Here is a 19,129-nt window from a genome sequence, read left to right as displayed (position 1 = left end):
CGGTGAACGCCGACGAGTGGGCGGTCCGCGAGCCGCACCCCGCGTTGCGGTACCTCGTCACGCGCTACACCGGCTATACCCGGCACGGGGTCGCGCCCGGTGTGCACCGGGGCCTGCCCGGCCCGCATGTGACGCTCGTCATCAGCCTCGCCCGGCCAATCCGGATCGTCAGGATGCCCCGGCCCGGTGCGGCCGCCACTGCCCTCCAGGCGCTGGCCGGCGGCCTGCACACCGGCCCCGTGCTGATCGGGCAGGACGAGTTCCAGTCCGGCATCCAGCTCGACCTGAACCCGCTCGGCACGCGTGCGCTGCTCGGCCTGCCCGCGGCCGAGCTGAGCGGCCACGTCACCGACCTCGCGAACCTCGGCTCGCCCGCACTGGCCGCGCTGCCCGAGCGGCTCGCGGCCGCGAGCGACTGGCCCCGCCGCTTCGCCCTGCTGGACGAGACTCTGCGTGCCGCCGGGGCCGGTGCGCGCGCGAGCGTGGCACCGGAGGTGGAGTATGCCTGGGACCGGCTGCTCGCCGCGGGCGGCAGGCTTCGCGTCGAGACGCTGGCGGGCGAGCTCGGCTGGAGCCGCCGCCATCTCGGTGAGCGTTTCCGCCGCGAGCTGGGCGTGTCCCCGAAGCAGGCCGCCCGGGTGCTGCGGTTCGAGCGGACGGCGCGGTCGCTGCGCCGCCGGGCGGAGGTCGACCTGGCCGGGCTGGCGCTCGACTGCGGGTACTACGACCAGGCGCACCTGACCAACGAGTGGCGCGCGCTCGCGGGCTGTCCGCCGGGCCGGTGGATCGCCGAGGAGCTCCGGTCCCTGCCTCCGGGCGAGAGCCGGTCCGGGTGACCGGCCTTATCTTTTCCGTTACCGGAGATTATCTGGCAGGCTGGACCTCGTGTTGCGGCTTGCTGGTGCGCGGCTGCTCGATGACAGGGACTATCCGGCGGTTCGGGCCGCACTCGCTGCCGACCCGGTGGGCAGCTGCATGGTGGCCGCGCGCGTCGAGGTTGCGGGGCTGGACCCGTGGCGGCTCGGGGGTGAGCTGTGGGCGGCCGACGGCCGTACCGCGAGGGTCGGCCGGTTCACCGGGCTGTGCTTCTCCGGCCCCAACATGATCCCGCTGCGGGGCAACACCGCGGCGCTGCGCTCGTTCGCCGACCGGGCGCTACGCAGGCAGCGGACCTGCTCCTCGATCGTCGGCCCGGCCGCGGAGGTCCTCGGCCTCTGGGACGAGCTCAGTGGCGACTGGGGCCCGGCGCGTGAGGTGCGTCACGACCAGCCGCTGATGGCGCTCGACAGCGCGCCCGCCGTGCCGGCCGACCCGCTGGTGCGGCCGGTACGCACGGACGAGCTGGAGCGGTATCTCCCGGCGGCGATCTCGATGTTCATCGAGGAGGTCGGCGTCGACCCGCGCTCCGGTGACGGGGGTGCGAGCTACCGCGCCCGGGTGTCCGAGCTGATCGCCGGAGGCCGCGCGTTCGCCCGGTTCGAGGGCGGCGAGGTCGTGTTCAAGGCCGAGATCGGCGCGCTGTCCTCGAGCGTCGGGCAGATCCAGGGCGTGTGGGTGCACCCGGACCGGCGAGGGCAGGGCCTCGGTGCCGCCGGGACGGCCGCTGTCGTCACCCGGCTGCTGCGGGGCATGGGGCGTACCGCGAGCCTGTACGTCAACTCGTTCAACCAGCCCGCGCTCGCCGTCTACCGCAGGATCGGTTTCCGCCAGGTGGGCCGCTACGCCACCGTGCTCTTCTGACTCGTGAGTGCGCACACGAGTCAGGACTCGTGTGCGCACTCACGAGGCGTGGGCCGGGCCGGGGTCCTTGGGCGCGTCGTAGGCTGGGGGACATGCCCGTTCGTTCTCCGTTGAAGCCCGGCGTGCAGACGCCGCGCCGCCAGGTTCCCGCAGCCATCGAGCGCCCCGAGTACGTCGGCAAGCCGGCGCCGAAGCGCGACTCCGGCAACGGCGTACGGACCCCCGAGGTGATCGAGGCGATGCGTGTCGCGAGCCGGATCGCCGCGCAGGCCCTCGAGGAGGGCGGCAAGGCGGTGAAGCCGGGCAACACCACCGACGACATCGACAAGGTGGTGCACGAGTTCCTCCTCGACCACGGCGCCTACCCTTCGACGCTCGGCTACCGCGACTTCCCCAAGTCGTGCTGCACCTCGCTGAACGAGGTCATCTGCCACGGCATCCCGGACTCGACGGTCATCGAGGACGGTGACATCTGCAACATCGACGTCACCGCCTACATCGGTGGGGTGCACGGCGACACCAACGCGACCTTCCTCGCCGGGGACGTCTCCGAGGAGGCGCGGCTGCTCGTCGAGCGCACTCACGAGGCGACGATGCGCGCGATCAAGGCGGTGCGGCCCGGCCGCAGGCTCAACGTCATCGGCCGGGTGATCGAGTCCTACGCGAAGCGGTTCGGCTACGGCGTGGTGCGCGACTTCACCGGGCACGGTGTCGGCCCCGCGTTCCACACGGCGCCGACGGTGCTCCACTACGAGGAGCCCTCGGTCACCACCGTGATCGAGCAGGGTATGACCTTCACCATCGAGCCGATGATCACGCTCGGCACGATCGACTACGACATCTGGGACGACGACTGGACGGTGACCACCAGGGACAAGAAGTGGACCGCCCAGTTCGAGCACACCCTGCTGGTGAAGGAGAACGGCGCGGAGATCCTCACCCTGCCCTGATGTATGGCCCCACCACACCTGCTGACCTGACTCTGTAGCCGCGACACACATGGTGGCGGCGGTTCGGTGGTTCTACCGTCGGCTGCCATGACCAGCAGCACACTGCACGGCCGCACCGCCCTCGTCACGGGCGGTGCGAGCGGTATCGGGCGGGCCTGCGTGTCCGCGCTCGGCGCCGCCGGAGCGAAGGTGCACCTGGTGGACGTCGACCGCGGGGGCGCCACCGCCGCTGCCGCGGACACGGGCGCGGTCGCGCACATCGCCGACCTCGGTGACCCGGCCGCGCTCGCCGACCTGCCCTCCGACGTCGACATCCTCGTCAACAACGCGGGCGTCCAGCACGTCGCGCCGATCCAGGACTTCCCGCCCGAGCGGTTCGCCGCCATGCAGCAGCTCATGGTCACCACGCCCTTCCTGCTCATGCGGCGCTGCCTGCCCGCCATGTACGAGCGCGGCTGGGGCAGGCTGATCAACATCTCCAGCGTGCACGGCCTGCGGGCGAGCCCGCACAAGGCCGCTTACGTCGCCGCCAAGCACGGTCTGGAGGGGCTGAGCAAGGTCGCCGCGCTCGAAGGCGCCGCGCACGGGGTCACGAGCAACTGCGTCGATCCCGGCTACGTGCGCACCCCGCTGGTCGAGAACCAGGTCGCCGACCAGGCCCGCGCGCGTGGCATCGCCGAGCACGAGGTCCTCGGCGAGGTGTTCCTCGGCCGCACCGCCGTCAAGCGGCTCATCGAACCCGACGAGGTCGCGGCCGTGGTGCTGTGGCTCTGCGGCGAGCACGCCGGGCACCTCACCGGCGCCTCGATCCCGTTGGACGGCGGCTGGACCGCGAGCTAGTCCCCGAGGTTGTCCCGAGTCCGCACAAAAGGTTCGCACAACGGAGTGGTGAGCAGAATGCCCGAGAAAACGTCCATCAAACGTGTCGTCGGTGCCAGCATGATCGGCACCACGGTCGAGTGGTACGACTTCTTCCTGTACGGCTCGGCCGCCGCCCTCGTGTTCAACAAGCTGTTCTTCCCCGACGCCGACCCGCTCGCCGGCACGATGCTGGCCTTCGCGACCTACGCGATCGGCTTCCTCGCCCGGCCGCTCGGCGGGCTGGTGTTCGGCCACTTCGGCGACAAGCTGGGCCGCAAGAAGCTGCTCGTGCTGAGCCTGCTGCTGATGGGCGGGGCGACGTTCGCGATGGGGCTGCTGCCCACGTACGCGACGATCGGCGTCGCCGCGCCGCTGCTGCTGGTGTTCCTCCGGCTGGTGCAGGGCTTCGCGGTCGGCGGTGAGTGGGGCGGCGCCGTGCTCATCGTCTCCGAGCACGGCGACGACCGGCGGCGCGGCTTCTGGGCCTCCTGGCCGCAGGCCGGCGTGCCCGGTGGCAACCTGCTGGCCACCGCGGTGCTCGCCGTCCTCGCCGGGGTGCAGAGTGACGCGGCGTTCGAGGCGTGGGGCTGGCGCATCCCGTTCCTGCTCTCCGGCCTGCTGGTCGGGATCGGCCTGTGGATCCGGCTCGCCGTCGCGGAGTCGCCGCTGTTCGTCGAGGCCGTGCGCAAGCGCGACGAGCACGCCGCGCCGGAGAAGGCGCCGATCATCACCGTGCTGCGGCACAGCTGGCGCGAGGTGCTGATCGCGATGGGCGCGCGGTTCGCGGAGAACGTCTCCTACTATGTCATCACCGCGTTCGTGCTCGTCTACCTCACCAACCATCTCGACCTGTCGAAGTCGGTGGGCCTGAACGCGGTGCTGGTCGGCTCGGTCGTCCACTTCCTCACCATCCCGGCGTGGGGCTGGCTCTCCGACGTCATCGGCCGCCGGACGGTGTACCTGTTCGGCGCCACCGGGATGCTGGTGTGGAGCTTCGTGTTCTTCACGATGCTGGACACGAGGTCCGCACTCGGCACGATGGTCGCCGTCACCGTCGGGCTCGTGCTGCACGGCGCCATGTACGGCCCGCAGGCGGCGTTCTTCTCCGAGTTGTTCGGCACGAAGGTGCGCTACTCCGGCGCCTCGATCGGCTACCAGCTCGCCTCGATCGTCGCGGGCGGGCTGGCGCCGCTCATCGCGACCGCGCTGCTCAGCGGCACCGGCGGCAGCCTGATGATCTCGGTGTACGTCGCGGCGACGTGCGTGGTCACCATCGTCGCCGTTTACCTGGCTAAGGAGACCAGGGGCATGTCGCTGGCCGACGCGGGCGAGCGCTCGTCATCGTCGGTGTCAGCATGAGCGGGTGAACGATTCCGTGCACCGTCTGCTTGAGCTGCTGTCCGCGGGCGCGAGCAGCGAGGAGCTGGCTCGCGTTCCCGCGGACAGCGGCCTGGTGGAGCTCGCGATGCGCATCCGCCGCACGCTCGACGCGCACAGCCGCCGGGAGGCCGAGCTGGCGGCGCTGTTCGACACCGCGAGTGATCTCGCCCGGCTGCGGGATCTCGACGCGGTGCTGCGCTCGATCGTGCGGCGGGCGCGGATGCTGCTGCGGGTGGACGTGTCCTATCTCAGCCTCAACGACGAGGCGGACGGGAGCACGTACATGCGGGTGACCGACGGCTCCGCGTCCGCGCTGTTCCAGCAGGTCCGGCTCGGGATGGGGGAGGGGCTCGGCGGGCTCGTGGCGCAGACGGCGCGGCCCTACGCCACCGCCGACTACCCCGCCGACGACCGGTTCGACCACACCGAACCGATCGACCGGGCCGTCGGTGACGAGGGCCTTGTGGCGATCCTGGGCGTCCCGCTCTCCCTTGGCGACCGGGTGATCGGCGTGCTGTACGCGTCCGACCGGCGCACCCGCAGGTTCACCCCGGACGAGGTCGCGCTGCTGTCGTCGCTGGCCGACCACGCGGCGATCGCGATCGACAACGCCCGGCTGATGGAGGAGAGCGCCGCCGCGCTGGCCGACCTCGGCGCGGCGAACGCGACGATCAAGGCCCACCACGAGGCGATCGCGCGGGCACAGGACTCCCACGACCGGCTGACCGAGCTGGTGCTCGGCGGCGCGGACGTGCCGGAGGTCGCGGCGGCGGTGGCCGAGGTGCTGGACGGCGGGATCATCGTGCACGACGCCGACGGTGCCGAGCTCGGGCGAGCGGGCACACCTCCGGCCGAACCGTCCGGGCAGGCGCTGGTCGCCTCCCGCTCCGGTGGCCGCGCCGTCGCCGACGGCGACACGTGGCTGTGCGCCGTGATGGCGGGGCCGGAGCTGCTGGGCAGCATCACGCTCACCGGGCGGCCCGGCCTCGCCGACGCCGACCGGCGGCTGTTCGAGCGGGCGAGCGTGGTCACCGCGCTGCTGCTGTTGCTGCGCCGCTCGGCGGCCGAGGCCGAGGACCGGGTGCGGGGCGAGCTGGTGGCCGATCTGCTGACGGCGCCCGATCGGGACCCGGCTGCGCTGCTGGACCGGGGCAGGCGGGTCGGGGTGGATCTCACCGCGCCGCACGTGGTGCTCGCCCTGCACGCTGAGGGTGTCTCGCGGACCCGGCTGGCTTCCGCGGCGGCGCGGGAGGCCGCGCTCGCCGGGGTGTACGCGGAGCAGGTCGTGGTGTTCACCGGTGCCGCCGAGCCCGGCCCGGCGGCCCGGCGGACCTCCGCCGAGCTGACCGCGCGGCTCGGTTGCGCGGTGACCGCCGGTGCGGCCGGGCCGGCGAGCGGTCCCACCGGGCTGGCGCGGGCCCACGCCGAGGCGGCGCGTTGCCTGCGCGCCCTGCTGGCGCTCGGCCGCGCCGGTGCCGGTGCGGCGCCGGAGGACCTCGGCTTCGTCGGGCTCGTGCTCGGCGACAAGACGGAGGTGCCCGCGTTCGTGCGCGCGACCCTCGGGCCGGTGCTGGACTACGACGCGGCCAGGGGCACCGAGCTGGTCCGCACCCTGCGCGCGTACTTCGCCTGCGGTGGCAACCTCAGCCAGGCCAAGGACGAGCTGCACGTGCACGTGAACACGGTGGCGCAGCGGCTGGAACGGATCTCGGCGCTGCTCGGCGCCGACTGGCGGGAACCGGACCGCGCGCTCGAGCTCCAGCTCGCGTTGCGCCTGCACCGGCTGGCCGTCTGACTCGTGAGTGCCTACGCGCGTGAGAACTCGTGTGCGCACGCGAGCGTCGCGCTAGGTGTCCTGCCTGGCGAGCAGCTCGTCGAGGAAGCCACGGGCCTCGGCGGCGGCACGGTCGGGATCGCCGTCGGCGATGGCCGCCAGCAGGCCCCGGTGCTCGATCTCGTTGGACCCCGACACGTCGGTCTGCGAGGTGGTGGCCACGCTCGCCGTGATGACTTCGGTGAGCCCGCGGTAGAGCTCGGTGAGCAGGGTGTTGTGTCCCGCCTGGACCACGGCGAGGTGGAACTCGGTGTCCGTGCGGACGAACCTCTCGAAGTCGTTCCCGGCCTGTGCGCGGTCGCGCAGGTCGAGCCACTCCGTGATGGCCGCGAGTTCGGCGTCGGTGCGCTCGGTCGCCGCGAGCCGGGCGCCCTCGACCTCCAGAGTCCGGCGTACCTGCAGCACCTCGCGCAGCTCGGACCCGCACAGCCTGCGGACGGCACCGGAGACCTCGCTGGTGGCGCGCACGTAGGTGCCGTCACCCTGGCGCACCTCGAGCAGGCCGCTGTGGGCGAGCGCGCGGACGGCCTCGCGCACGGTGTTGCGCCCGACGCCGAGGCCGGCGACCAGTTCCGGCTCGGTCGGGATGCGCTCGCCGACCGGCCATTCGCCTTTCCGGATCGCCTCGCGGAGCTGGCCGATCACCTGGTCGACGAGTCCGGATCGGTGGGTCGCGGCCAACGGCATCCGTATCGTCCTTTCAGCCGATCATCCTACGTATTGTTAGGATAACGGACATGACGGCCGACGGCGGAATGTCCGTGGGCGGGGCCCCGAGCGTGGGCGAGCGCCCCGCCCGCCACCGGAGCTGGCTGGGCGGCGGGCTGCTGCTCATCGTCGCCGTCGTGCTGGCCGCCCTGAACCTGCGTCCCTCGATCACCGCCGTCGGCTCGGTGCTGGACGAGATGCGGGACGGCCTCGGTGCCTCGGCGACGTGGGCGGGTGCGCTGACCACGATGCCCGGCCTTTGTTTCGCGCTCGCGGGCCTCACCGCGCCGTACCTGGCCAAGAGGATCGGCGTGAACTCCGCCGTGGCCACGGCACTGGCGGTGCTGACCGGCGGCCTGCTGCTGCGAGTGCTCGACGGGCCGCTGGTGGTGCTCGGCGGCACGCTGGTGGCGAGCGCGGGCATCGCGCTGGCCAACGTGCTCATCCCCGTGGTGGTGAAGGCGTCGTTCGCCACCAGGGTCGGGCTGATGACCGGCATCTACACGGCGGCGTTGCAGACCGGGGGCGCGCTCGGCTCCTCGGTGACACCGCCGCTGGACAGCGCGCTCGGTGGCTGGCGGCCCGCGCTGGCCAGCTGGGCCGTGCTCAGCGCGCTGGCGCTGGCACTGTGGCTGGCCGCGACGCGCGGCAGCCCCGGCGTCACCGGTGCGCCGGGCGGGGTGAGCGGTGGCCGCTCGATGCTGCGCAACCCGCTGGCGTGGACGGTCACCCTGTTCTTCGGCTCGCAGGCGTGCTTCGCCTACATCATCATGGGCTGGCTGCCGCAGGTGCTGATGGACGCGGGGGAGAGCCGCGCGACCGCGGGCCTGCTGCTGGGCCTGGTGTCGATCCTCGGCCTGCCGGTGAGCCTGTTCGTGCCCGCACTGGCCGCGCGGCAGGGCAGCCAGAGCTGGTGGATCGTGGGCCTCGGCACGTTCGGCCTCGCGGGCATCGCGGGACTCATGGTGGCGCCTTCGGCTTCGCCCCTGCTCTGGTCGGTTCTCGTGGGCATCGGCATGAGCGTGTTCTCGCTCGCGCTGACGACGATCGCGCTGCGCGCCCGCGACAGCGCCGACACCGCGAAGTTGTCCGGGATGGCGCAGGGCTTCGGCTACCTGCTGGCGGCGCTGGGACCGTTCCTCTTCGGCCTGCTGCACGACGTGACCGGCGGCTGGACGGTGCCCTTCGCGATGCTGCTGACCGTGGTCGCCGGGCAGATCGTGTTCGGCTTCCTCGCCGGCCGCCCGAGGTATGTGTAGCGCCTCAGTCGAGTGGCAGGTTCAGCAGCGCGTTCTCCACCAGCTCCGGCATCGCGGGGTGGATCCAGTACTGGCCGCGGGCCATCGAGCGCGCGTCCAGGCCGAAGCTCATCGCCTGGATCAGCGGCTGGATCAGCGTGGGCGCCTGAGGGCCCATGATGTGCGCGCCGAGCAGCTGCCCGGTCGCCGGGTCGGCGAGCAGCTTCGCGAACCCGCTGGTGTCCTCCATCGCCCAGCCGTACGCGATCCCCGCATAGTCCTGCGTCGACACGACATGACGCACCCCCCGCGCGGCGGCGTCCCGCTCGGTGAGCCCCACCGAGGCGATCTGCGGCGAGCCGAACACGGCGTGCGGCACGAACCGGTGATCGGCCGCGACCGGCTCGTCCGGATGCAGCAGGTTGTGCTGCACCACGCGCGCCTCGTGGTTGGCGACGTGCTTGAGCTCGTGCCGCGCCGAGATGTCGCCGAGCGCGTAGATGCCGTCCACGCCGGTCCGCTGGTACTCGTCCACCACGATGTGCCCGCTGTCCCGCGTCGCCAGACCGGTGGCCGCCACGTCGAGCACGTCGGAGTTCGGTGTCCGTCCCGTCGCGACGAGCAGCAGGTCCGCCTCGACGGTCTGCGCACCGACCGGGCCCTCCAGGTCGAGCGCGACTCCCGTAGCGGTGCGCCGGGCGCGCACGGTCCTGCTGTTCAGCCGGACGTCGAAGCGGCGGCAGGCGAGGTCGGTGAACCGCTGGCTGATGTCGTTGTCCTCCACGCGCAGCAGCGCGTCGGAGCGCGCGACCATCGTCACGTCGACGCCGAGGGAGCCGAACACGTGCACGAACTCCGCGCCGATGAAGCCGCTGCCGAGGATGATCGCGCGGGCGGGCAGCTCGTCGATCCGCATGACCGTGTCCGACGTGTGATACGCCACATCGGCCAGGCCCGGCACGTCCGGGACCACCGGCCGGCCGCCCGCCGCCAGCACGAACTGGTCCGCCGTGAGTGTCTCCGGCCCGCCCGGCAGCTCGACCGTCAGCTCCTTGTGCCCGGTGAACCGCGCCCGGCCCTCGTACACCGAGACGTTCGCGTTGTCCTCGTGCTCGCGCCGGTACTCGCGCCCACCGGCCGCGATGGGGTCGATCCGGCCGAAGATCCGGTCCCGGATGTCCCGCCAGCGCACGCTCCGCAGCTCGGCGTCCACCCCCAGCCGCGCCCCGGCCGCGGGCGCCGCCGCCACGTCCGCGGTGTGCACGAACATCTTCGTGGGAATGCAGCCGACGTTGAGGCAGGTGCCGCCGAAGACCCCCTTCTCCACGACGGCGACCTTCCGGTCGGCGAAGCGGTGGTCGAGGATCGAGTTGCCCGATCCGGTCCCGACGATCACCAGGTCGTAGTGCGGCACGGCGTTACCCTTCGGACGGATGTGGTTGTGCCCGGCCGTCCGGCTCAACCGCGGTGTCCCCTGAGTTGTTCCCCGAAGGGTATGTCCTTGGCCAGCGCACGCGTCCCGGTCGTCCTCGTCGCCGGCTTCCTCGGCTCAGGGAAGACCACCCTGCTCAACCACCTGCTGAACAACAGCGGCGGCACCCGGATCGGCGTGGTGGTCAACGACTTCGGCAGCATCAACGTCGACGCCATGAGCGTGGCAGGCCAGGTCGACTCGATGATGACCCTGCAGAACGGCTGCCTGTGCTGCGCGGTCGACGCGGGCGGCCTCGACGCCATGCTGGCCAAGCTCACCCGGCCGGGGACGGACCTCGATCTCGTCGTCGTCGAGGCGAGCGGGCTGGCCGAGCCACGGAGCCTGGTCCGGCTCCTGCTCGCCAGCACCAACCCCGGCATCGAGTACGGCGGCCTGGTCGAGGTGGTCGACGCCGTGGAGTTCGAACGCACCCGCGAGCGGCATCCGGAGCTCGATCAGCAGCTGCGGCTGGCCGACCTGGTGCTGCTCAACAAGACCGACCGCCGCACCGACCACGGGCACCTGCTCGCGGACGTGCGGCGGCTGGTGGACGGCGTCCCGGTGCTGCCGACGAGCCACGGGCGGGTCGATCCGGCCCTGCTGTTCGACCCGGAGCGGCGCGCGCCGCGCGAGCCGGTGGCCCGGCAGCTGTCCTTCGACGACCTGCGCGAGCCCGACGACTGCGCCGCCCACGCGCACACCGCCTACGAGAGCGTGGAGTACTCCGCGGAGGCGGCGCTCGATCCGCGTCGGCTGATGCGGTTCCTGGAGTCCCGCCCCGGCGGCCTCTATCGGATGAAGGGCGTCGTCTACTTCGGAGTACCCGGGCACCGGCAGAAGTTCACGCTGCACACGGTGGGCGCCTACCTCCGGTTCCACCGCTCGCGCTGGACCGCGGCCGAGCGGCGGCGCACCGAGCTCGTGCTCATCGGGGCCGGCATCGACCCCGCCGTGCTGCGTGCGCGGCTGGAGTCCTGTGTGGAGCCCGCACCGGAGCGGGCCGATCCGCAGGGCATGCTGCGGGTGCTCCGTCACACCGAGGACTGATCAGCCTGATCGGCCTGATCCGCGCGGCCGAGCCGGATCCACGGCAGGCCGGGCGGCACCCCGCCGGAGACGAGCGCGAGCAGCGCTCCGGTGTCCACGTGCTCCTCGATCGCGTCGGCGAGGTCGTCGAGCATCGCCTCCCGCCGCGCCGCGAAACCCGGCGCGTCGGCCGGTCGCCACGCCACCCCGGCCTGCGCGGCCGCCTCGGCGAGCCACGCCCGCCGGAAGTCGTCGTTCTCGAAGACGCCGTGCCACATCGTCGCCCAGACGGCGCCCCGGCGCAGGCCGTCGAGAAACGGCTCGGCACCGTCGCCCGGCCTGGTCTCGGTGATCCCGTGGTGGATCTCGTAGCCACGTACCCGGTGCCCTCGCCACCGTCCGGCGGGCCTGGTCAGCGTCTTCTCCTCGGCGAAGCGGACGGTGAGCGGCAGCAACCCGAGCGCGGCCACCGCGCCGGCACCGGACTCGACGTCGTCGGTGATCGTGCCTGCGAGCATCTGGCAGCCGCCGCAGATGCCGAGCACCGGGCGGCCCTCCTCCGCCCGTGCCTCGATCACCCGGGCGATTCCGTTCTCCCGCAACCAGTTCAGGTCGTCCACAGTGGATCGGCTGCCGGGCAGAATCACCACGTCGGCCGCGGCGAGCACGTCCGGGTCGGCCGTCACGGTCACCGAGACACCCGGCTCGGCGGCGAGCGGGTCGAGGTCCGTCGCGTTCGACACCCGGGGCAGCCGCACCGCGGCCACCCGCAGCGTCGCGCCGGGGCCGCGCCGGTGGCCTGCCCAGCCCGCCATCGCCAGCGCGTCCTCGGAGTCGAGCCACGCGTCCGGCAGCCAGGGCAGCACGCCGAGCACCGGCCGGCCGGTCAGCTCGCTCAGCGAGCGCAGGCCCGGTTCGAGCAGCGCGGCGTCCCCGCGGAACTTGTTCACCAGGAAGCCCGCGACGTGCGCCTGATCCTCCCTGCCCAGCAGTGCGACGGTGCCTGCCATCGCGGCGAGCACGCCGCCACGGTCGATGTCGCCGACGACCACGACCGGCAGGCCCGCCGCCCGGGCGAGTCCCATGTTGACGTAGTCGCCGTCGCGCAGGTTGATCTCCGCGGGGCTGCCCGCGCCCTCGCAGAGCACCACGTCATAGCGTTCGCGCAGCTCCGCCAGCGCCTCCTGCGCGGCGGTGGCGAGGGCGCGGCGCCCCTGCGCCCAGTCGCCCGCGACGAGCTCGCCCCACGGCTTGCCGCGCAGCACGACATGGCTGCGCCGGTCGCCGCCCGGCTTGAGCAGCACCGGGTTCATCGCCGACTCGGGCTCGACGCCGGCGGCGACGGCCTGCAGCCACTGCGCCCTGCCGATCTCGGCGCCGTCGGCGCACACCATCGAGTTGTTCGACATGTTCTGTGCCTTGAACGGCGCCACCCGCACACCCTGCCGCGCCAGCCAGCGGCACAACCCCGCGGTGACGGTCGACTTGCCGGCGTCCGACGTCGTGCCTGCGATGAGGAGGCCACCCTGGACGGTCACCTGACCAGCTTCGCAGAAACGCTGAGTAAGCATGTACTCCACCCGGTTCAGTGACACCGATCCGAGCTCGTTCCCTCTATTGTGGGCGCCGGTCCAGTGAGGGGGATGAAGCATGTCCACGAAACTCCGGCGTGCCGCTGCCATGGCCGCCGCCCTGCTCGCGGGCGCGATGTTCGTACCCGCCGCCTCGGCCGCGCAGTCCGGGGGGACGCAGCCGTACATCGTCGGTGGCGGGGAGGTCTCGATCGCCGACCATCCTTACGCCGCCTACCTCGTCGACCGGCGGGGCAACCAGTTCTGCGGCGCGGTGATCGTCGCGCCCGACGCCGCGCTGACCGCGGCACACTGTGCACTCGCCGTGCGACGCTCCGAGCTCGGGGTGGTCGCGGGCAGGCAGGACAAGCGCGGCTCCGGCGGCACGGAGGCCGGCGTGCGCCGCGTGTGGACCGCCCCGGACTACGAGGAACCGAGCTCCGGAAACGACATCGCGGTGCTCTCGCTCGACGACCAGGTGCCCTACCGTGCGGCACGGATGGCCGGAACCGACGACCGCTCGCTGTACGCCCCTGGCACCATGGCAACCGTGCTCGGCTGGGGCCGCACCTCCGACGGCGGGCCGAAGGCGGACTCGCTGCGCGGCGCGCAGGTGCCCCTCGTCGACGACAAGACCTGCGCGGGGGCGTACGGCTCCTACGATCCGCGGACCATGGTGTGCGCCGGTTACCCGGAGGGCGGCGTCGATGCTTGCCAGGGCGACTCCGGTGGCCCGCTGATGGTGGGCGACACGCTGATCGGGATCGTGTCGTGGGGCCAGGGCTGCGCCGAGGCGGGCAAGCCCGGCGTCTACACGCGCGTGTCGAGTTTCTTCGAGGACGTCAGTCGCAACGTCGAGATGTGAGTTTGGTACGCATGGGGCGTGACCGAGATTCTCGCGTGCGCGGGCGGTGAGCTGACGGCGGCCCAGCTGCACGACATACTCAGGCTCCGGGTCGACGTGTTCGTGGTCGAGCAGGAGTGCCCGTACCCGGAGATCGACGGCCGGGACCTGCTGCCCGGCACGCGGCACTTCTGGGCACAGGGCGAGGACGGGGCCGCGGGGTATCTCCGGGTGCTCGCCGAACCCGGCGGTGTCCTGCGCATCGGCCGGGTCTGCACGGCACCGCAGGCCCGGAGCACCGGCCTCGGCGCGCGGCTGATGACGGCGGCGCTGGAGTACGCCGGTGGCGCGGAGTGCGTGCTCGACGCCCAGACCTACGCGCAGGGCTTCTACGCGCGGTTCGGGTTCCGGCCGGACGGCGAGGAGTACCTCGAGGACGGCATCCCGCACATCCCGATGCGCCGGTCGTGAGTGCGTAACAGTGTTCTAACTTGCGTGCGCACTCACGAGTGGTGACCGGGCACAACGCCGAGCCTCCGTGGGATCTCCGTGACCAGCCGCTAGCTCGCCCCCGCGGGGGCGGCCTCGCCGATCACCCTGACGGCGCGGTCCAGTTCGGACTCGGTGAGGTCGGCGCGGGCGGTCAGGCGCAGCCGGGAGATCCCGTCGGGTACCGAGGGCGGGCGGAAGCAGCCCACCCGCACGCCCTGCTCGGCGCACCGGGCCGCCCATGCCACCGCCTCGTCCGGGCCGGGGGCGTGGACCGCCACCACGGCGCCGTCCGGTGTGCTCACCGTGAAGCCGGCCGCTCCGAGTCGTTCGGACAGCTCGTGCGCCGTGGCCAGCACCCGCTCGGGCAGTCCGGGCTCCTCGCGCAGCACCCCCAGCGCGGAGAGGGCCGCCGCCACGCTGCCCGGGGCCAGCGCGGTGTCGAAGATGAAGCTGCGCGCCGTGTCGACGAGGTGCCGGATCACCCGCCGGGGGCCCAGCACCGCGCCGCCCTGCGCACCGAGCGCCTTGGACAGGGTGATGGTGGTGACGACGTCCGGCTCGCCGGACAGACCCGCCTCGTGGACGGCGCCCCGGCCGCCCTCGCCGAGCACGCCGAAGCCGTGCGCGTCGTCGACCAGCAGCGCGGCGCCGTGCTCGCGGCAGGCCGTGGCGAGCGCACCGAGCGGGGCGAGGTCGCCGTCGACGGAGAACACCGAGTCGGTCACTACGAGCGCGCGCTGCTTGCGGCGGGTGGCCAGCGCATGGGTCACGGCGGCCGGGTCGCGGTGCGCGACCGCGGCGACATCGGCCCGGGAGAGCCGGCAGCCCTCGATGAGCGAGGCGTGGATGTACTTGTCGGTGACGATGGCGGACTCGGCACCGGAGAGGGCCGTGACCGCGCCGAGGTTCGCCATGAACCCGGAGGAGAAGACCAGCGCGGCCTGCGCGCCGCAGAACCGGGCGAGCTGGTGTTCCAGCTCCGCGTGCAGTTCGGTGGAGCCGGTCACCAGCCGGGAGCCGGTGGAACCGGCGCCCCAGCGCAGGGCGGCCGCCGCGGTGGCTCCCGCGACCCGCTTGTCCCTGGCCAGGCCCAGATAGTCGTTGCCTGCGAGGTCGAGCTCACCGGTGTCCGCGGCGCGTGCCCGCAGGCGGCGGACCAGGCCGGCCTCGGCGCGGCGCTCCGCCTCGGTGTCGAGCCAGTCGAAGACCTGCTCCGGCGGCATCGCCGGTGACGTCGCTGTGGGGGCTGGACCGGGTGAGTTCACGCCCCGCAGTGTCCCAGGACCGCTCCGGACGCGACGCAGGCCACCGTCCCGGGGGACGATGGCCTGCGTCACGGAAAGGCTGAGCGGATCAGCCCTCGGCTCAGTCCTGCGCGGAGTAGCGGCGCGCGGGGCGGCGGTTGCCGCCACGCCCGGGAGCCCCGCCGCGGCCCTGCTCACGACGGCCACCGCCGCCGAAGGACGGCCGGCCCCGGCCAGCCGGGGCGCCACCGCGGCGCGGGCCCGCCTGGCGCTGGGGCCGGTGCTGCTCCACGATCGGCACGCCGCTCGGAACGCGCGCACCGGTGATCCGGGCCAGCTCGCCGTCGCCAGGCCGGACCACGGTCTGGGCCGCCTTGACGCCGGCCTTCTCGGTCATCCGGCGCACGGTGCGGCGCTGATCGCTGGTCATCAGCGTGACCACGACGCCCGACGCGCCCGCCCTGGCGGTGCGGCCGGCGCGGTGCAGGTAGTCCTTGTGGTCCGCCGCCGGATCGACGTGCACCACCAGGCTGATGTCGTCGACGTGGATGCCGCGTGCCGCGACGTCGGTGGCGACCAGCACCGGCGTGCGGCCTTCCTTGAAGTCGGCGAGCACCCGGTTGCGCTGCCCCTGCGTCTTGCCGCCGTGCAGCGCCGCGGCGTGGACGCCGTTGGCCCGCAGCTTGGTGGCCAGCCGGTCGACGTGGTGCTTGGTACGCACGAACATGAGCGTGCGGCCCTCGCGGGCACCGATCTCGGCGAGGATGTCCTGCTTCTCCTGGTGCGACACCTGCAGCAGGTGGTGCTCCATGGTGGTCACGCTCGCGGTGACCGGGGCCACCGAGTGCGTCACCGGGTCGGCCAGGTACGCGTCGACCAGCCGCTTGACGTCGCCGTCCAGCGTCGCCGAGAACAGCAGTCGCTGCCCGCGCGGCGGGGTGAGGTCGAGGATCTCCCGCACCTGCGGCAGGAACCCCATGTCGGCCATCTGGTCGGCCTCGTCGAGCGCGACGAAGTTCACGTCACCGAGCACGCACGTGCCCTGGCGGACGTGGTCGGAGAGCCGGCCGGGAGTGGCGATCAGCAGGTCCACGCCGCGGCTGAGCGCCTCGGCCTGCCGGTTGAAGGCCATCCCGCCGACGACCGTGCGGCACCACAGGCCGAGCGTCTTGGCCAGCGGGGTGAGCGCGTCGGCCACCTGCATGGCCAGCTCACGGGTGGGAACGAGGACGAGCGCACGCGGCCGCTTCGGCCGTGCCTTGCCGCCGTCGAGCCTGGTCAGCAGCGCGAGGCCGAAGGCAAGCGTCTTGCCGGAGCCGGTCTGGGCGCGGCCGAGCACGTCGCGGCCGGCGAGCGCGTCGGGCAGCGTCGCGGACTGGATCGGGAACGCGTTCGTCATGCCCGACTCGCGCAGTGCCCGCAGCAGCGGCTGGGGCAGGTTCAGGTCGGCGAACGACCTGGTGGGGATGTTCTCGGACGAGGTCTCGCCGTCCCGGCCGCGGTGGTTCCGCTGCTGGCTGGACGGGCGGGAAGTCGATGTCGTGGTCACTCATGCCTCTCGGACGTGGCACGTCGCAAGGAGGCCCGGTTGCCTGCACACGGGCAGGGCACGATCTTGGTGCAATGGGCGTTCACAGGGACGAACCCGGCGTTCGGTTCCTGCGTGGTACCGCCCGCCGCTGATGGATGGAGCACCGCATGCCGAATCGGTCGGCTTGACGGCGCGCAAGTGCGTCGCCAACGGCGGTGCTCCCTCAGCTTACCTCAGGGTGGGAAGGCGCTTCGGCACCCGGGCCGCCGATCATGTCACCATGTTAGCTGCGTCACAGCCGGAACACCGCGAACAGCGCCGCCTGCCGATCGTCCACAAGCGACCAGCCGCGCCGGTACGGTGTCCTGCGGCAAGCTGGCACCTATGCGGATCATCGTGATCGGAACGGGGATCGCCGGCGCCGCGGCTGCCTACCAGCTCGCCCGGCTGGGTGCCGACGTGGTCGTCGCCGACGCCGGCCTCACGGGTGCGGCGACCGACGCGGGTGCCGGGATCGTCAGCCCGTGGGCGTCGCGCAAGCTCGACGACCCGGCGATGGAGCTGGCCGCGCGGGCCGCCGCGTTCTACCGGACGCTCGGGGAGCAGCTCGCCGCGGACGGCCGGCCCGGCGGCTCATTCGAGGTCGTCGGCGGGATGGTCGTGTCGGCGGACGAGGGTGAGCTGGCCGCCACTCATGACCGGATCACCGCGCGGGCCGCCGAGTGGCCCGACGCCGGTTCCGTGGACCTGCTCGACCCCGCACAGGCGCGGGGGCTGTTCCCGCCGCTGGCGCCCGGTCTCGGCGCCGTGCACCTCTCCGGTGCGGGCCGCGTGGACGGCAGGCGGCTGCGCGAGACGCTGCTGCGCGCCGCGGCCGGGCTCGGCGCGCGGGCGATGGCGGGCCGGGCGGAGCTGCACCTCACGGGCGGCCGGGTGGCGGGCGCCCGGATCGCGGGCGAGCTCGTCTGGGCCGACCGCGTGGTGGTCGCCGCGGGCGCGTGGAGCCCGCCGCTGCTCGCCCCGCTCGGGGCACGGCTGCCGGTGGAGCCGCAGCGCGGGCAGATCTGCCACTTCGATGTTCCTGGCGCGGACACGGCGGCCTGGCCCGTCGTGCTGCCGGTGTCCAGCCACTACCTGCTGGCCTTTCCCGGCTCGCGCGTGGTGGCGGGGGCGACCCGGGAGGACGGGTCGGGCTTCGACCACCGGGTGACCGCCGCCGGGCAGCACGAGGTGCTCGAACACGCGCTGGCGGTGGCGCCCGGCCTCGGCGGGGCCACGCTCGCGGAGACCCGGGTCGGCTTCCGGCCGGCCACCCCCGACGGCGCCCCGCTGCTCGGACCGGTCGCCGGCCATCCTGAGGTGATCGTGCTCACCGGATTCGGCCCCTCCGGGCTGACGCTCGGTCCCTATGCGGGGCGGCTGGCCGCCGCGCTGGCGCTCGACCGGCCGCCGCCGATCGACGTGAGCGGGCTGCGGCCAGGGCGGTTCAGTGACCGGTGAGCAGCTCCAGTTCCCGCTCGCCCGTGCGCTCGACGAGGTGCCCGCTTCGCGTCACCAGGCGCACGAGCCGGTCCACCGTGGACGGTTCGGACCGGCTCCTGGCGAGCGTGGCCGCCAGCGTGCCCTTGTGGGCCTTGTTGTGATGGCTGACGGTCCTGCGCCTGCCCGTCCCGTCGTCGGTGACCACGCGCACCGTGACCGCGCCCGGCACGCGGGCCAGTGCCGCGTAGGGCCCCGAACGCAGGTCGACGACCAGGCCGCCGGTCCCGGCGAGCGCGGGCTCCAGCACCGGGCGCCACAGCGCGCGCAGTGACCCGGCCGCGGGCAGGGTGTTGCCGCCGGAGAGGCGGTAGGCGGGGATGGGATCGGCCGCGCGGACCAGGCCGAACAGCGCGGAGGCCACGGCGAGCCGTTGCTCGGCCCTGGCCAGCTCCGCCCTGCCGAAGCCCGCGATGTCCAGCGCGTCGTACAGCACGCCGGTGTAGCGGCGCACGGCGGGCGTGGTCGGTGCCGACCACAACCGGGCGTTGCGGGCGACCTCGTCCTCCTGCCGCGGCGACAGTTCCAGCGCCCGGAGAGCGGCAGGCACGTCCTGGGCGAGGTCGACGAGTTCGTCGGCGAGCTTGCGCCGTACCGGGTTCAGCTCGGCGAACGACAGCGCGCCGAGGTCGAGCGGCGGGCCGGCACCGCCCGCGGCCTTGGTCTCGGAAGGGGGCAGCAGCACGAGCACGACCAG

Annotated in this window: 17 protein-coding genes; 11 read left to right on the top strand and 6 right to left on the bottom strand. The window is 73.1% G+C overall.

Annotated features, from left to right (window positions below):
* Positions 1 to 2 precede the first annotated feature (2 nt).
* The 6 genes from JAP66_RS04570 (at position 3) to JAP66_RS04545 (ending at position 6,726) form a co-directional block, all read left to right on the top strand.
* Entirely contained in the window at positions 3 to 836 is an 834-nt protein-coding gene (locus JAP66_RS04570; protein ID WP_199430278.1) for an AraC family transcriptional regulator, read from the top strand.
* Positions 837 to 885: 49 nt separating this feature from the next.
* Complete coding sequence (locus tag JAP66_RS04565) at positions 886 to 1,740, top strand: GNAT family N-acetyltransferase (protein ID WP_199430277.1); 855 nt, start codon at positions 886 to 888, stop codon at positions 1,738 to 1,740.
* 92 nt (positions 1,741 to 1,832) lie between these two features.
* A complete protein-coding gene (gene map, locus JAP66_RS04560; RefSeq protein ID WP_199430276.1) occupies positions 1,833 to 2,690 on the top strand; it encodes a type I methionyl aminopeptidase in 858 nt (285 codons plus the stop codon).
* Positions 2,691 to 2,777: 87 nt separating this feature from the next.
* Positions 2,778 to 3,530: a 3-hydroxybutyrate dehydrogenase gene (locus JAP66_RS04555; RefSeq protein ID WP_199430275.1), complete on the top strand. Its 753-nt coding sequence runs from the start codon at positions 2,778 to 2,780 to the stop codon at positions 3,528 to 3,530.
* A 57-nt stretch (positions 3,531 to 3,587) separates the two neighbouring features.
* Complete coding sequence (locus tag JAP66_RS04550; protein ID WP_199430274.1) at positions 3,588 to 4,910, top strand: MFS transporter; 1,323 nt, start codon at positions 3,588 to 3,590, stop codon at positions 4,908 to 4,910.
* A 4-nt stretch (positions 4,911 to 4,914) separates the two neighbouring features.
* Positions 4,915 to 6,726, top strand: a complete 1,812-nt coding sequence (locus JAP66_RS04545) for a helix-turn-helix domain-containing protein (protein WP_199430273.1) — start codon at positions 4,915 to 4,917, stop codon at positions 6,724 to 6,726.
* Between the two features lie 51 nt (positions 6,727 to 6,777).
* Here JAP66_RS04545 and JAP66_RS04540 read toward each other — a convergent pair whose 3' ends face one another.
* Positions 6,778 to 7,452: a FadR/GntR family transcriptional regulator gene (locus tag JAP66_RS04540; protein ID WP_199430272.1), complete on the bottom strand. Its 675-nt coding sequence runs from the start codon at positions 7,450 to 7,452 to the stop codon at positions 6,778 to 6,780.
* A gap of 50 nt (positions 7,453 to 7,502) precedes the next feature.
* Here JAP66_RS04540 and JAP66_RS04535 point away from each other — a divergent pair, with 50 nt between their 5' ends.
* Positions 7,503 to 8,732 carry a CynX/NimT family MFS transporter gene (locus tag JAP66_RS04535; RefSeq protein WP_199430271.1) on the top strand — a complete coding sequence of 410 codons (1,230 nt, stop codon included), beginning with the start codon at positions 7,503 to 7,505 and terminating at the stop codon, positions 8,730 to 8,732.
* Between the two features lie 4 nt (positions 8,733 to 8,736).
* On the opposite strand, the gene JAP66_RS04530 is transcribed toward JAP66_RS04535, so the two are convergent.
* Positions 8,737 to 10,125: a mycothione reductase gene (locus tag JAP66_RS04530; RefSeq protein ID WP_199430616.1), complete on the bottom strand. Its 1,389-nt coding sequence runs from the start codon at positions 10,123 to 10,125 to the stop codon at positions 8,737 to 8,739.
* A gap of 87 nt (positions 10,126 to 10,212) precedes the next feature.
* Here JAP66_RS04530 and JAP66_RS04525 point away from each other — a divergent pair, with 87 nt between their 5' ends.
* The gene (locus JAP66_RS04525; protein WP_199430270.1) at positions 10,213 to 11,232 is read left to right on the top strand and encodes a CobW family GTP-binding protein; all 1,020 of its coding nucleotides are present in this window, start codon (positions 10,213 to 10,215) and stop codon (positions 11,230 to 11,232) included.
* Here the strand turns inward: JAP66_RS04525 and JAP66_RS04520 are convergent.
* On the bottom strand, positions 11,217 to 12,749 hold the full coding sequence (locus JAP66_RS04520; protein WP_307849434.1) for a cobyric acid synthase: 1,533 nt from the start codon (positions 12,747 to 12,749) through the stop codon (positions 11,217 to 11,219). The genes JAP66_RS04525 and JAP66_RS04520 overlap by 16 nt on opposite strands.
* Positions 12,750 to 12,861: 112 nt before the next feature.
* Between JAP66_RS04520 and JAP66_RS04515 the strand changes: the two genes are divergently transcribed.
* Entirely contained in the window at positions 12,862 to 13,647 is a 786-nt protein-coding gene (locus JAP66_RS04515; protein ID WP_199430268.1) for a S1 family peptidase, read from the top strand.
* An 18-nt stretch (positions 13,648 to 13,665) separates the two neighbouring features.
* Positions 13,666 to 14,097: a GNAT family N-acetyltransferase gene (locus JAP66_RS04510; protein ID WP_199430267.1), complete on the top strand. Its 432-nt coding sequence runs from the start codon at positions 13,666 to 13,668 to the stop codon at positions 14,095 to 14,097.
* A gap of 89 nt (positions 14,098 to 14,186) precedes the next feature.
* On the opposite strand, the gene JAP66_RS04505 is transcribed toward JAP66_RS04510, so the two are convergent.
* Together JAP66_RS04505 and JAP66_RS04500 are read right to left on the bottom strand one after the other, a co-directional pair.
* Positions 14,187 to 15,383, bottom strand: coding sequence for an 8-amino-7-oxononanoate synthase (locus JAP66_RS04505; protein ID WP_199430266.1), 1,197 nt, complete (start codon positions 15,381 to 15,383; stop codon positions 14,187 to 14,189).
* A 100-nt stretch (positions 15,384 to 15,483) separates the two neighbouring features.
* Positions 15,484 to 16,911, bottom strand: a complete 1,428-nt coding sequence (locus JAP66_RS04500; protein ID WP_199430265.1) for a DEAD/DEAH box helicase — start codon at positions 16,909 to 16,911, stop codon at positions 15,484 to 15,486.
* A gap of 366 nt (positions 16,912 to 17,277) precedes the next feature.
* On the opposite strand from JAP66_RS04500, the gene JAP66_RS04495 reads away from it, so the two are divergent.
* Complete coding sequence (locus tag JAP66_RS04495) at positions 17,278 to 18,393, top strand: NAD(P)/FAD-dependent oxidoreductase (RefSeq protein ID WP_199430264.1); 1,116 nt, start codon at positions 17,278 to 17,280, stop codon at positions 18,391 to 18,393.
* Here JAP66_RS04495 and yaaA read toward each other — a convergent pair.
* A complete protein-coding gene (gene yaaA / locus JAP66_RS04490; RefSeq protein WP_199430263.1) occupies positions 18,380 to 19,123 on the bottom strand; it encodes a peroxide stress protein YaaA in 744 nt (247 codons plus the stop codon). The genes JAP66_RS04495 and yaaA overlap by 14 nt on opposite strands.
* Positions 19,124 to 19,129 lie beyond the last annotated feature (6 nt).

It is taken from the genome of Qaidamihabitans albus (assembly GCF_016464705.1).
Classification (GTDB): domain Bacteria; phylum Actinomycetota; class Actinomycetes; order Mycobacteriales; family Pseudonocardiaceae; genus Qaidamihabitans; species Qaidamihabitans albus.
This window is presented reverse-complemented; position numbering and strand designations above follow the sequence as displayed.